Raw genomic sequence first — 1,239 nt, forward strand, 5'->3', positions numbered from 1 at the left:
ACTGGGTCGACCACATCCGTCACGCGGTCCGCTTCGCCGACGGCATCCGCACCCTGCGCAGCCAGGGCACCACCACCTACCTGGAGATCGGCCCCGTCCCGGTGCTGACTCCCGCGGTGGAACGGGTGCTCGACGAGTCGGCAGAGGACCGCCCGGCCGTGGCCGTCGCGGTACCGGATCCGGCGGGCGCGGCCACGGCGGTGGCCCGGCTCCACGTGACGGGTGCCGCCGTACCGGAGTGGAGGGCGGTGTTCCCGGCGGGGACGCGGCCGACGGCCGTACCCACGCACGCCTTCCAGCGGCAGCGCTACTGGCTGTCGCCGACGCCGGAGCCCCGTACCGCTGCCGCGCTGCCGGGGGCCGGTGAGCACCCGGTACTGGGCGGCGGCCTGGACCTGGCCGACGGCAGTACGGTGCACACGGCCCGGCTGTCCGCCGCCACCCATCCGGAGCTGGCAGACCGGGAACTGGACACGGACGGCACGCTGCTGGGCGGCACACCGCTGGTGCTCACCCGGCACGCCCCGCTGCGGCTGCCCGCCGAAGGAGCGCTGGACGTACAGCTGGCGCTCGCTCAGCCGGACCGGCGCGGGCACCGTGCGGCGATCCTCCACGCGCGGCCGGCGCCGGCGGCGGACGGTGCGCCCGGCGCGTGGCAGCGGCACGCCGAGGGCGTGGTGCCGGGCGTGGCGGGCTGTGCGCCGCAGGCCGCGCTGTACCGGGTGGACTGGATCCCGGTGCCGCTGCCGGATGCCTTCGACGGCCAGGGCGACCCGGGCGACCGGCTGGTGTCGGTGCCTGCTCGGGCCCAGGCCGCGGCCCGGGAGGCATTGGCACGTGTGCAGGAGCTGGCGGCCGGGGCCGACCCCTCGGTGCGGCGCCTGGTGCTGGTCACCTCGGGCGCGTGCTCGGTCGCGGGTGAGCCGCTGGCCTCGGATCCGGGAGCGGCAGCGGCCTGGGGTCTGGGCCGCACCGCGCAGTCCGAACTCCCGGGCCGGGTCGTGATGCTGGACACCGACGGGACGGACGCCTCCCGGGCGGCGCTGCCGGCGGCGCTGTCACTCGGCGAACCCCAGCTCGCGCTGCGGGTGGGGAGGGCCTACGTGCCGCGCCTGGTCCTGGCCGGGGAACCCGGCGCGGATGAGGACCGTCCGGTCTTCCGGGCCGGGGGCACGGTGTTGATCACGGGTGGCACCGGGGCGCTGGGTGCTCTGGTGGCCCGGCATTTGGTGACCGGGT

At 77.1% G+C, this 1,239-nt stretch carries 1 pseudogene; it reads left to right on the forward strand.

Annotation, left to right across the window (positions count from 1 at the left end):
- Positions 1 to 1,239 (forward strand): annotated as a pseudogene (locus ACIPXC_RS35045) (hypothetical protein); the annotation flags it as partial.

The organism is Streptomyces sp. NPDC090021, from assembly GCF_044748225.1.
Classification (GTDB): domain Bacteria; phylum Actinomycetota; class Actinomycetes; order Streptomycetales; family Streptomycetaceae; genus Streptomyces.